The 11,724-nt window shown below is 51.2% G+C and carries 11 protein-coding genes and 1 riboswitch; of the genes, 8 read left to right on the top strand and 3 right to left on the bottom strand.

The window, feature by feature from the left end; genetic code table 11:
- Positions 1-13: 13 nt before the first annotated feature.
- Positions 14-1,327 (bottom strand): nucleobase:cation symporter-2 family protein, encoded by a 1,314-nt coding sequence (locus AOQ57_RS01425; RefSeq protein ID WP_268871483.1) that lies wholly within the window; start codon positions 1,325-1,327, stop codon positions 14-16.
- Between the two features lie 65 nt (positions 1,328-1,392).
- Positions 1,393-1,492, bottom strand: a riboswitch (purine riboswitch).
- 74 nt (positions 1,493-1,566) lie between these two features.
- Complete coding sequence (locus AOQ57_RS01430; protein WP_093624490.1) at positions 1,567-2,487, bottom strand: magnesium transporter CorA family protein; 921 nt, start codon at positions 2,485-2,487, stop codon at positions 1,567-1,569.
- Between the two features lie 97 nt (positions 2,488-2,584).
- Between AOQ57_RS01430 and AOQ57_RS01435 the strand changes: the two genes are divergently transcribed.
- The 8 genes from AOQ57_RS01435 to scrK all read left to right on the top strand — a co-directional run bounded on the left by AOQ57_RS01435 (position 2,585) and on the right by scrK (position 10,191).
- A complete protein-coding gene (locus AOQ57_RS01435; RefSeq protein WP_093624492.1) occupies positions 2,585-3,469 on the top strand; it encodes an RluA family pseudouridine synthase in 885 nt (294 codons plus the stop codon).
- Positions 3,470-3,524: 55 nt separating this feature from the next.
- The gene (locus AOQ57_RS01440; RefSeq protein WP_093624494.1) at positions 3,525-4,334 is read left to right on the top strand and encodes a TerC family protein; all 810 of its coding nucleotides are present in this window, start codon (positions 3,525-3,527) and stop codon (positions 4,332-4,334) included.
- Positions 4,309-4,629, top strand: coding sequence for a thioredoxin (gene trxA / locus AOQ57_RS01445; protein ID WP_093624496.1), 321 nt, complete (start codon positions 4,309-4,311; stop codon positions 4,627-4,629). The genes AOQ57_RS01440 and trxA overlap by 26 nt, the downstream gene beginning before the upstream one ends.
- Positions 4,630-4,855: 226 nt before the next feature.
- Complete coding sequence (rbsK, locus tag AOQ57_RS01450; protein ID WP_093624498.1) at positions 4,856-5,779, top strand: ribokinase; 924 nt, start codon at positions 4,856-4,858, stop codon at positions 5,777-5,779.
- Positions 5,780-5,922: 143 nt separating this feature from the next.
- Positions 5,923-6,807, top strand: a complete 885-nt coding sequence (locus tag AOQ57_RS01455) for an NAD(P)-dependent oxidoreductase (RefSeq protein ID WP_093624500.1) — start codon at positions 5,923-5,925, stop codon at positions 6,805-6,807.
- Positions 6,791-7,774, top strand: a complete 984-nt coding sequence (locus AOQ57_RS01460) for a LacI family DNA-binding transcriptional regulator (RefSeq protein ID WP_093624502.1) — start codon at positions 6,791-6,793, stop codon at positions 7,772-7,774. Before AOQ57_RS01455 ends, AOQ57_RS01460 begins: the two co-directional genes overlap by 17 nt.
- Before the next feature lie 169 nt (positions 7,775-7,943).
- On the top strand, positions 7,944-9,296 hold the full coding sequence (locus tag AOQ57_RS01465; RefSeq protein ID WP_093624504.1) for a glucose-6-phosphate isomerase: 1,353 nt from the start codon (positions 7,944-7,946) through the stop codon (positions 9,294-9,296).
- Positions 9,297-9,315: 19 nt separating this feature from the next.
- Positions 9,316-10,191 carry a fructokinase ScrK gene (scrK, locus tag AOQ57_RS01470; RefSeq protein WP_093624506.1) on the top strand — a complete coding sequence of 292 codons (876 nt, stop codon included), beginning with the start codon at positions 9,316-9,318 and terminating at the stop codon, positions 10,189-10,191.
- Between the two features lie 77 nt (positions 10,192-10,268).
- Here scrK and AOQ57_RS01475 read toward each other — a convergent pair whose 3' ends face one another.
- On the bottom strand, positions 10,269-11,588 hold the full coding sequence (locus AOQ57_RS01475; protein WP_093624508.1) for an MATE family efflux transporter: 1,320 nt from the start codon (positions 11,586-11,588) through the stop codon (positions 10,269-10,271).
- Positions 11,589-11,724 lie beyond the last annotated feature (136 nt).

Consider the following 11,724-nt stretch of genomic DNA (forward strand, 5'->3'; position numbering starts at 1 on the left):
GCCTTTTTGATATTTAGTTGCTTCTTTTCTTAAAGAAGTCCTGGTGGTTTAGGATTAGGTTTAAGATGACGGCGGTTGCCGAACCAACTACCACCCCGTTACCCAAGATAATTTGGGCTTCAGTTGGCAGTTGCTGAAAGATCTGCGGGTAGACGGTTACTCCTAGTCCCAGGCCGATTGAAAGCGAGGCAACCATCAAGTTGGCCCCCTTAGTAAAGTCAACTTGGTGTAGGATTTGAACCCCCTGAACCCCGACCATTCCGAACATGACGATCATAGCGCCTCCCAAGACGGGGGTAGGAATAATCGTGGCAAGGGCGCCGGCCTTTGGTAAAAGTCCCAATAAAATCAAGAGGACGGCGGCGTAGTAAATCGGCTGCTTGGTCTTGACGCCAGACATCTTCAAGACGCCGACGTTTTGGGAGAATGTCGAGTACGGAAAGGTGTTGAACAGTCCCCCTAGGATGGCAGCGATTCCTTCGGCCCGGTAACCGCGGGCCATGTCTTTACCGGTAATCTTGGTATTGGTAGCGTCACTTAAGGCAAAATAAACTCCGGTTGATTCGATCATCGTGGTTAATGCAACCAGCATCATGGTAATGATGGCACTGGAGTTAAACCGCGGGGTGGCAAAGTAGAATAGTTGTGGAGCATGGAACCAGGCGGCGGTTGCCACTGGACTTAATGAAACCATTCCCAAGGCGCCAGCAAACAGGGAACCGAGGAGAATTCCTAATAGGATAGCGATTGACCTCAAAAAGCCCCTGGCAAAGCAATTGATCAAGACGATGATCACAATCGTCACCAGCCCGATCAAGAGGTTATTTAGGGAACCAAAGGACTTAGCGGTAGCGTCACCACCACCGAGGTTTTGGAAACCGACTGGTACCAGGGTGAAGCCAATAATCGTGATTAAAGATCCCGTCACCACCGGTGGGAAGAGCTTCTTTAGCTTAGCAAAGATACCAGCGATCAAGAAGATAAACAGTCCCGAACAAATGATGGCACCGTACATATAACCAATTCCAAGCTTCCCGCCGATCGATTCTAAGGGCGTAACGGCCTGGACGGCACACCCTAAGACGACTGGTAAGGCAATCCCAGTCAGGGCGGTGCGTTTTAACTGAAGCAAGGTGGCAATCCCGCACATAAAGATATCAATAGAGACCAGGTAGGTTATCTGCGTGGTGGAAAAGTGCAGATAGGTTCCGATCAAAAGCGGCACCAATACATCACCAGAGTACATGGCCAACAGGTGCTGAAAACCTAAGATCAGACGGTGACAGAAGGTGGTTGACGCGGCCTTAAAGCGGTCGGTGTAGGTAATTGACGGTGAAAGTTTCAAAAGATTCCTCCCCGCAAGCAACCCAAATAAAAAAGCGAGCCCACGAAAGCCCGCTCATTTTTGCTTATAGTCTTCAGTTTACGGCTGAAGGTAGATACTTGCCGTCCATATCACGGCGATTATACAGGCACTTACGTTTTTTAATTTGATAATCGTATCTTACCACTTGGAACCGAACGATTCAATTACTTAAAAGTTAAGTTATCCGGAAAAAACGAAAATTATCGCCACCAGCGCTTGTTAAATACCAGCCAGACCGAGAGCGCCATCATGATTAGGGTGATAATAATGGTGATCTGCCAGGCAAAATCGTTATTAGCAAAGGGGAGTGATTTAACGTTTTCCCCGTAAAAGCCCGACACGATCGGTGGAATCGATAAAATAATCGAGTAAACAGTCAAAAACTTCATCGTCTGGTTCAAGTTGGAATCCAAGACCTTACTGTAGGCGTCCGAAACCCGTGCTGTCACGTCCGAAGTCATTTGGGCCATCTCTAGCCCCTGTTGGGCTTCAATGATGACGTCGTCTAGGTCGGACTGTTGATCGACGCTCATTCGGTGGCCAAAGCGACGTTTGAATTCCTGGAGTAAGGAGACATTCCCCTGGAGGGAGGTTAGAATATAGACCAGCCCAGTTTCCAGTTCCATAAACTCGGTGATCGCTGAACGTTCGGTCCGGCGCCGGAGGTTATTTTGGATCTTCTGGCGCTTCTGATCGGCCTGACGAATCGGAGTGAAGTAGGCCGTGGAAAGCCGATAGAGGATTGGCAAAATAAAGTCGTAGCGGGTGGCAATCTCACCGTGAGCCTGTAACCGCTTAAGTTGCTCGGCAATTATCCCGTTGACAAAGTTAGTGTGGGCGTTAGTAAAGGTCAGGACGTGGTTTTTAGTTAGCATAATCCCGATCGGGGCGGTTTGAGGGGTGGCTACTTCGTGATTGGAGACGTAGACGTCAAAAATCAGAAGGGTGATCCCGGCTTCCCGGTCGATTTCGATTCGGGCCTTTTCGTAGGGGTCAATGGCGTAATCAAGTAGGTCACTGGTCACTTCGTATTTTTCGAAGAGTTCGTCGCGTTCGTGAGGCAGGGGCTCAAAGACCGACACCCAGTAACTATGCTCATTAAACTTGACGGAACTTAACATATCCCCACCCCTTTTTTACTTAGCTTCCCCCCATTATACAACAACAGTTTGCTAATCACCTGATCTAGGTTACAATGGCCTAAAAGGGGGAATAGTGATGGAATACCGATGGCAAATTGAAGAGCGGCTGAATTTAGATCAAGAGGCAACGCCCTTACGCCACCTATTGCAGCGTCAGTGGCTATTGCCCAAGCGCGTGGTCCACTTCCTACGTGTTCGCCGGCAGGTCCTTGTTAATAACGAGTACCGGCCGGTCTCTAAAGCGGTTGGGGCCGGTGATGTAATCACGCTAAATTTTACGGGCGATGAGTTTCGTACTCCGGAATCGTCCTACGTACCGGAGCAAGGACCGCTGACGGTCCTGTTTGAAAACCGGGACCTGTTGGTGGTTAACAAACCAGCCGGTATTAAGAGCCACCCTAACCGGGAAGGCGAGGTTGGTACCTTGATGAACCTGGTATCCGGCTACCTAATGGGAACTACCGACGCCGCCTACATGGTTCACCGTCTCGACCAGGAGACTAGCGGGGCGATGATCGTAGCCAAGAACCCAATTGTGGTACCAATCTTAGATCGCCTGATCAGCACCAGGGAAATCCACCGTGACTACCTTGCTCTGGTAGCGGGGATCCCCAACCCTAAGCGTGGAATCTGGGACCTGCCGCTGGGGCAGGACCCAACTGACGTGCGTAAGCGGATGGTCAACGGCCAAAACGCCCAGGCTGCCCGAACCCACTACCGAACCCTTGCTACCAATGGTGGAAGGGCGCTGGTGGTTTTAAACCTGGAAACCGGCCGGACCCACCAGCTGCGGGTGCACCTAGCTGCTGCCGGGTGCCCAATTGTTGGTGACCCCCTTTATGGAACGCAAAGTGCACCGCGAATGTATCTCCACGGGGTTGCCCAAGAGCTAGTGGTACCTTTCTCGCTAAAACGTGAGCGAATCGTGGCGAAAATCCCTGACGATTTTCCCCAGTTTTGATAGAATGAAAGTACGCTAGTTGCAAAGATAAAAATAGGGGAGCGTGCGTAATTAATTGTCACTCATTGAGAATCTCTACGGACCGTTTTTCGACTTACAGAACTGGGCTACGGTGATTACCTCCGGGCAGGACTGGCTAATTATCCTTTCCTTGGTGATGATGGAATGTTTACTTTCCGTCGATAACGCGGTTGTCTTAGCCGCCCAGACCCGGGTCTTACCAACCTTAAAAGAGCAAGAAATGTCGCTCTTTTACGGAATTTGGGGCTCGTATGTCTTCCGGTTCTTGGTGATCGGGATCGGGACCTATTTAATTCACTTCTGGGAAATCAAGGCGATCGGGGCTGCCTACCTGATGTACATGGCCTACCGCTTTTTCCACGTTAAGTTCTTTGGTAAGAAGTCCTTGCACAAGGATAAGAAAAACTCACGGATCGGCCAATTAACCGGTCGCAAACGCTTTTGGGCCGTGGTGGCTCAAATCGAGTTTACTGATATTGTCTTCTCAGTCGACTCAGTCTTAGCGGCTTTAGCCGTCTCTGATAATCCGGTGATCGTTTTGATCGGGGGGTTAATGGGGATTTTGTGCATGCGGGGGATTGCCGAGTTCATCATGCGCTTGATGCGTAAGATTCCAGAACTGGAGCCGATGGCCTATGTATTAATTGCTGTCATTGCCGTTAAATTGTTCCTAACGATCCCAGCAATTGATATTGAAATACCTTCGGGGATCTTCGGGATTTTCATTTTACTGGTGTTTGCCCTTACGATGGTGATACACTTCCTGCGCCGGGGAAAGCGTGAGACTTCTTCGACCAAACAAAATGGGGGGAAGAAAGATGGCACAAGTGGCACACAAGGATAATTTTAACGAGCTAATTGATGGTTCAATAACGGTGGTTGACTTTTGGGCTCCGTGGTGTGGACCCTGCAAAATGATGGCACCGGTCATGGACCAGTTAGAGACCGAATATGGTGATCGGATTAAGTTCGTTAAATTCAATATTGATGAGGACCAGGAAATGGCCACCAAATATAAGGTGATGAGTATTCCTAGCCTGGTTCTGTTCAAGGAAGGGGTTGCCAAGGAAAAGGTGACGGGTCTATACCCTAAGGATCGCTTGGCCCACTACTTGGAACGAAAACTCACCGAAAATTAATTCGTAGCGTGATGTTTCACGTGACGGGTCCCGGGCGGTCAAGGCAGATCGTTTGGGGCTTTTTTATTTGAAAATGATGGCCCTTGATTTACAAGCTTTTCTAGTCGGGGACTTGTAACCGGTTTACAAACCCGCTATACTATATAGCGATTAAGGATCGTAAAACGATTTACTAATTTAAGATGCATTATAATTATTTACAGCATACCTTTGAGGAGGAATCATTATGACTAACCACATCGCCGTTCTTGGAAGTATCAACGTCGACACGACTTACCACGTTGCCCGGTTCCCAGAACCAGGCGAAACCCTTTCGGCTACCGATAAGAGTTCCGCACCTGGTGGGAAGGGGGCCAACCAGGCCGTGGCTGCTGCTCGCTCCGGGGCTAAGACGACCTTCATCGGGATGGTCGGGGCTGATAACGAAGGCCACTTCATGCGTGAAGCTCTGCAAGAAGACGGTGTGGACACCCAATTTGTGGGGAACGATGTTCGTCACGGGACCGGGACGGCCTTGGTGACTCTGGATGCCAATGGTCAAAACGATATTATGGTGTATGGTGGGGCTAACCAGGCCATGACTACTGATGTCCTGGCCAAGACCGATGCTTTGTGGGATGAGGTTGACTTTTTGGTTAGTCAGTTTGAAACGCCGCAAGAGGTAACCCTGGCCGCCTTTAAGATGGCCAAGGAGCACGGGGTAACTACGGTCTTGAACCCTGCTCCGGCTAAGGAAATTCTACCGGGTCTGCTAGCGGTAACTGACGTAATTGCACCAAATGAAACCGAAAGTGCCCTCTTAACCGGGATCGAAATTAATGGTGAGGAAGATCTAGTCAAGACGGCCGATTACTTCCGGGCCAAGGGGGTGGCGACAACCTTGGTAACACTGGGTAGCCGCGGTGCCTACTTCAACCACAACGGCAAGAGTGGCATCGTTCCGGCCTTTAAGGTGAAGGCTGTTGACACAACTGCTGCCGGTGATACCTTCATCGGGGCCCTAGTTTCCCAACTAACCTCGTCACTGGAAAACTTGGCCACGGCAATAACTTATGCACAACGGGCCTCCAGCATTACAGTTCAAGGGATGGGCGCTATGCCTTCAATTCCAACTAAGGACCAGGTTGAAGCCGCTCTGGCTGAAAAGTAAGACCTTCAACCGGTTAATCAGATTTGACTAATGTAGAGCGTGACAGGAAGGTACAAAGGGCTCCTGCTATGCTCTTTTTTAATAAAATACTTTTCAACTGAAAAGGAACTAGTTACCATGGTTAGTAAAGGACGGCGAAGGATATGGAGATTGGATTTATTGGAACCGGCGTAATGGGAACCGGGATTATTAAGAACTTACTGAAGGCCGGTAACCAGGTGACGGTCTTCAATCGAACCAAGGCTCACGCTCAAGCAGTGCTAGACGCTGGGGCCAATTGGGCGGCATCCCCGGCTGAAGTAACCCGGGTTAGCGAGATTGTGATGGTAATGGTGGGTTTTCCAAGGGATGTTGAACAAACCTACTTTGGCCATGATGGAATTCTGACGGCGGTTAAGCCCGACCAGGTAATAGTCGATATGACCACCAGCGCCCCTTCGTTAGAAAAAAGGATTCGCGAGTCAGCACCAAGGGAGGTCGGAGTCTTAGATGCTCCGGTTTCTGGCGGTGACCGGGGGGCCAAGGAGGGGACGCTGACCGTAATGGTTGGTGGTGACCGGATCGCCTTTGAGCGGCTAAAGCCAATCTTTATGCAGCTGGGCCACGACGTTAACTACTTTGGGACCTCTGGTGCTGGTCAGCATGCTAAGATGGCTAACCAGATTATGGTAGCTGGCACGATGACTGGTCTGACCGAGATGTTGGCCTACGCTAAGGCGGCTAAACTTGATTTAGCTACCGTGGTGAAGACTGTTGGTGGTGGAGCAGCAGCAAACTGGAGCCTGACCAACTACGCCCCACGAATCTTAAGTGATGATTATACCCCGGGCTTTTTCATTAAGCACTTTGCAAAGGACTTAAAGATTGCCCTGAGTGAAGCCGACCGAATGGGGCTGGAACTTCCGGCCACCCAAGTCGCAAAACAACTTTACCAACAGCTTGTGGACATTGGTCACGGCAATGAGGGCACCCAAGCCCTGATCAAACTCTGGTGGAAGGACGCGAAAGAAGATGAACAAAAAGATTAAATTAGATGACGTAGCCCGCCTGGCGGGGGTCTCCAAAGCCACCGCTTCCCGGGTGTTAAACCACCGGGGTTACCTCAGTCAAAAGACGATCGATAAGGTTCATCAAGCCATGGAGGACCTTAACTATCGCCCCAACGCAATTGCCCGTCAGCTTTATAAGCAAGAGACAATGCTGGTTGGCCTGATTTTCCCAACGATTAACAACCCCTACTTCGCCCAATTGGAGGCGGCCCTCGAAAAGTGTCTCTACAATGCCGGTTATCGGGCAGTGATGGGGAATAGTGAGAACAACTCCCAAAAAGAAGAGGACTACTTACAACTACTGCTGGACCGTCAGCTAGACGGCCTGATCGTTGGGGCTCATAACCCCGCAATCCCGGTTTATCATAAGACCAGCCTGCCGATTGTTTCGATCGAGCGGATTGTTTCTAACCAAGTGCCGGTAGTCTCGGTTGATAACTACGAGGGCGGCCGGCTGGCAACTCAGCGTCTTTTAGACGATGGTTGCCAGGTGATCGCCCATACTAACTATCCGGGTGGGTTTGCTTCGCCTAACCAGGCTCGTGAGAGTGCCTACCGTGACTTAATGAAGCAAAACAAGCGTCAGGAAATCGTCTATCAGGTTCCCTTTGATGAGCCCGAGGACCAAAAGCTTGAAGTAATTCGCCAGATCTTCCGTGATCACCCCGACGTTGACGGGGTCTTTGCTGACAACGATACTAACGCCCGTCTGGTAATGACAGCGGCTAAGGAGTTTGGCCGCCACTGCCCAGAAGATCTTAAGGTGATTGGCTTTGATGGTGCTGACATGACCCGGTTGCTCTTACCAGAATTAACCACTATTCAACAGCCAATTCAAGAGATGGCCGAAGTAGCCGTCGAAATGCTCTTGAAGAAGATAGCGGGTGAAGTTACCGACCAGTACAAAACCTTGCCAGTCAAGTTGGTTGATGGAACAACTGCTTAACCAATGATTATTCCCCCGCCGTAATGAGCGGGGGAATTTTTTTTGTAAAATTTATACAAACCGGTTTACATGATCGGCAAAGCAGGCTATGATTAGAATCGAGCAATTGAGGTAGCGCTTTCATAAAATGAGGGTGCAAAATTGAGATATGTTAAGGAGTGACTCTTAGATGGAAACATTAAGCTTTGACGCAAGTGCTTTAAAGAAGTTTGTCCACGAAAACGAACTGGCCGAGATGCAGGCGATGGTAACCGCCGCTGACCGCCAGTTACGTGACGGGACTGGGGCCGGGGCGGACTTCCGCGATTGGCTCCACCTGCCAACGGAATACGACAAGGCCGAATTCGCCCGGATCAAACAGGCGGCGAAAAAGATCCAAGCGGACTCCGAAGTCTTAGTGGTGATCGGGATCGGGGGCTCCTACCTGGGGGCCCGGATGGCGATCGACTTCTTGCATGACTCCTTTTACCAGGCCCAGGCCCCTGCCGACCGGAAGCAGCCGCTAGTGCTCTTTGCCGGCAACAGCCTGTCCTCCAGCTACTTAGCCGACCTGCTTCGCTTGATCGGCGACCGTGACTTCTCGGTTAACGTGATCTCAAAGTCCGGGACCACCACGGAACCGTCGATTGCCTTCCGGGTCTTCCGGCAACGCTTGGAAGCGAAGTACGGGGAAGCCGGCGCCAACGCGCGGATCTATGCCACGACTGACCGGCAGCGCGGGGCCCTGAAGACCGAGGCGGACGCCGCGGGCTGGGAAACCTTCGTGATTCCGGACGGCGTCGGTGGTCGCTTCTCGGTCCTGACGGCCGTCGGCCTCTTGCCAATCGCCGTTTCTGGGGCGGACATCGACCAGTTGATGGCCGGCGCCGCCAAGGCAGCCGCCACCTACACGGACCCGGACCTGACGACCAACGCGGCCTACCGATACGCGGCTTACCGGAACATCTTGTACCGGAAGGGGTACACGACAGAACTGCTGGAAAACTACGAACCGAACATGACCATGCTGGCCGAATGGTGGAAGCAGCTGGCCGGTGAATCAGAGGGGAAGGACCAAAAGGGGATCTACCCATCAAGTGCCAACTTCACCACCGACCTGCACTCCCTCGGCCAATACATCCAAGAAGGGCGCCGGAACCTAATGGAAACGGTCGTTAAGCTGACCGAACCGAACCACAACCTGCCGGTCCCAAGCGCGAAGAGCGACCTGGACGGGCTCAAGTACCTGGAAGGCAAGGAAATTGATTGGGTTAACACGCAGGCCTACCGGGCCGTGGTAGCGGCCCACACCGCTGGGGGCGTCCCGGTCATGACCGTTAACATCGCCAAGGAAGACGAGTTCACCCTAGGCTACCTGATCTACTACTTCGAAGTCGCAATGGCCATTTCGGGGTACTTAAACGGGATCAATCCGTTTAACCAACCCGGGGTGGAAGCCTACAAGACAAACATGTTTGGCCTGCTGGGGAAGCCGGGCTACGAAGCAATCGGGCAGCAGCTGAAAAAAGAAATCAATGACTAAAAAGGAGCGTACCATGACTATGTTATTAGGATCGATTGAAGCCGGCGGGACAAAGATTGTTTGTGCCGTTGGAAATACCAACTACCAAATCCAGGATTCCGTTCACATCCCGACCACTACGCCGGAGGAAACCCTGAGCAAGATTATCGACTACTTCAAGCAGTTTGAAAACTTAGCAGCGATTGGGATCGCCTCCTTTGGCCCGATTGAAATTCGTCGTTCCTCACCAAAGTATGGCTACATCACCAACACGCCAAAGCCGGGTTGGGCGAACGTCGACTTCGTTGGCCCAATCAAGAAGGCCTTGAATGTACCAATCGCCTGGACGACTGACGTCAATGGTTCAGCCTACGGTGAGTACTTGATGGCCACCCTATTTAACCGTCGGATTCACTCCCTGGTTTACTATACGATTGGGACTGGTGTCGGCGGCGGGGCCGTGATCGACGGCCACTTTGTCGGTGAGATGGGCCACACCGAAATGGGTCACATTCGTGTTAAACGCCACCCTGATGACCTAGATTTCAAGGGTATCTGCCCGTTCCATGACGACTGTCTAGAAGGCCTGGTAGCTGGTCCAACCTTTGACGCCCGCTTGGGTAAGCCGGGGAAGGATGTGCCACTGACCGACCACGTCTGGGATATCATGGCGTACTACGTGGCCCAAGTTGCTTTGGATACGACCTTGATGTACCGGCCAGCTCAAATCGTCTTTGGGGGCGGGGTGGTCTCCGAGGAATTCCTAAAGAAGGTTCGTAAAGAGTTTGAGAAGCTTATGAATGGCTACGTCGAGGTTGGTAACCTAGACGAGTACATTACGATGCCAATGGCCAAGAATAACGGCTCGGCCACGATTGGTGACTTTGCCTTGGCCCTGCAAGCAGCCACTGAATAAAGTAATTTCTAAATAAAATAGTAGCGCCCTTCTGCATTCAAACTGAGTGCAGAAGGGCGTTGTTATTTCAGCTAAATCTAAAAGCGGGGGCGGTAATGGGCAAATAGTCCGATGGCTAAAAGGGCCGTTAGGAGGTCAGCTACCGCCTGAGCGGCGATGATACCCTGGTAGCCAAAGAAGTAGGCTAAGATGATAATCGCAACGGCAAAGATTACCCCTTGACGAGCGATTGAAAGGAGTAGGGCGGGAACGGCCTTTCCCATCGACTGGAAGACGGTCGTGAAGACGAGTACGAGTCCAGCTAGAGTTGAAGAGCTAACCAGCCAGCGAACCATAACAGCGCCTTCCCTGACAACGGTTGGATCCTTCATGAACCAGGTGATGATCATTGGGGCCAAAAGGAACATTACCACCGTCATCACGAGGGCGAACCCGCATACGACAAGGAGGTCAAAACGCAGGGCCGCCTGGAAGCGGCGTTGATCCTTGGCGCCGTAAACATAGCCAATCAGCGGTTGGGCCCCGAAGGCAAAGCCAATGAAGATCATGTTGATAATCATCGAAACCTTAAGGGCGATCCCCATAGCAGCCACCGAATCAGGCCCATAGGAGATTAGGTAGCGGTTGGTCAGGGCCATGGCGATGGTGGCCATCACGTTAGTAATACTGGCCGGGATTCCGATGGTATAAATTTGGCGTTTTAAGTCCCAGGAAATCTTAGTTTCCTTGATTGAAATGGTCAGTTTTTGGGACTTAATTTTCAGGTAGTAGATCATCAAGAGGTCCCCGATGATATTAGAGGCAACGGTAGCCAGGGCTGACCCAGCTGCTCCCAGGCCGAAGGTGAAGATAAAGATTGGGTTTAAAATGATGTTGATGACGGTTCCAGTCATCGAGGCCTTCATTGATTCAACGGCCAGCCCTTCGGTCCGCATAATATTAGTTGGTGCCAGGCCAAAGACGATAAATGCTGCGCCCCAGGCCATCACGGTGTAGTACTGGTCGGCATATTTCCAAGTACTTTGACTAACTCCTAAGAGGTGCAGGACCGGGGTCTTAAAGATCAGCATTAAGGCTGTGACGATAACACCACAGGCTAAAGCGGCGTAAAAGGAGTAGCCAGAAACGTTACGGCCCTCTTGAATGCGCTGTTCACCAAACAGACGTGAGATTACCGATGAGCCCCCAAGCCCAAAGATATCACCGATCGCGATTAAGAGGGTGAAGACGGGCGCCCCCTGGGAAACCCCAGCGACCAGGGCTGGATTTTGAGTCTGGGCGACGAAGAAGGTGTCGACCATGTTGTAGATAAGGGTGACGGCCATTGATAAAACAACCGGCATGGCCAGGGTAAAATAAAGCCGGCGAATTGAGGTATGTTCAAAGAGTTGCTCCATTAATTTTTCTTCCTTCTCCAAAATAATTACTGTTCATTGATATATTATGGGCTGGATACCCGTCACTTTAGTGATGGGAGGAAAGCCCCCACTCAAGCACCTACGGTGCTTCTTTTCTTGACCTTTTCCCTTTCTT

The sequence above is a fragment of the Limosilactobacillus gorillae genome, assembly GCF_001293735.1.
Taxonomy (GTDB): Bacteria; Bacillota; Bacilli; order Lactobacillales; family Lactobacillaceae; genus Limosilactobacillus; species Limosilactobacillus gorillae.

Coding starts and splice junctions, on each gene's coding strand:
- trxA (WP_093624496.1), top strand. CDS start 4,309: ATGGCACAAGTGGCACACAAGGATAATTTTAACGAGCTAATTGATGGT.
- AOQ57_RS01435 (WP_093624492.1), top strand. CDS start 2,585: ATGGAATACCGATGGCAAATTGAAGAGCGGCTGAATTTAGATCAAGAG.
- AOQ57_RS01460 (WP_093624502.1), top strand. CDS start 6,791: ATGAACAAAAAGATTAAATTAGATGACGTAGCCCGCCTGGCGGGGGTC.
- AOQ57_RS01475 (WP_093624508.1), bottom strand. CDS start 11,588: ATGGAGCAACTCTTTGAACATACCTCAATTCGCCGGCTTTATTTTACC.
- AOQ57_RS01430 (WP_093624490.1), bottom strand. CDS start 2,487: ATGTTAAGTTCCGTCAAGTTTAATGAGCATAGTTACTGGGTGTCGGTC.
- AOQ57_RS01465 (WP_093624504.1), top strand. CDS start 7,944: ATGGAAACATTAAGCTTTGACGCAAGTGCTTTAAAGAAGTTTGTCCAC.
- scrK (WP_093624506.1), top strand. CDS start 9,316: ATGTTATTAGGATCGATTGAAGCCGGCGGGACAAAGATTGTTTGTGCC.
- rbsK (WP_093624498.1), top strand. CDS start 4,856: ATGACTAACCACATCGCCGTTCTTGGAAGTATCAACGTCGACACGACT.
- AOQ57_RS01455 (WP_093624500.1), top strand. CDS start 5,923: ATGGAGATTGGATTTATTGGAACCGGCGTAATGGGAACCGGGATTATT.